General features: G+C 48.4%; 1 pseudogene. It reads left to right on the top strand.

Annotated elements, in window-relative coordinates:
• Positions 1-223 (top strand): annotated as a pseudogene (locus ACGF5R_RS25175) (hypothetical protein); the annotation flags it as partial.

The raw sequence follows: 223 nt of genomic DNA on the forward strand, positions 1-223 counted from the left end.
AGATGGCTAGTTTAAAATTCGCCCACTTGTTGGGTCTCAAAAAGTCAGCGTCGGAAGATGATGACGACAAAGAAAAAAGCAAAAAAGCGAAATCCCGTCGTGCCGAAGAAGGGGACCGCGACGACGAAGACGCCGAAGATGAGGATGACGATACCAAGGCTGATGAGGATGATACTGACGCTGAGGAAGATGACGATGACGATGACGATGACCAAGATGATGA

Source organism: Photorhabdus sp. RM71S (assembly GCF_042879355.1).
GTDB lineage: Bacteria > Pseudomonadota > Gammaproteobacteria > Enterobacterales > Enterobacteriaceae > Photorhabdus > Photorhabdus kayaii.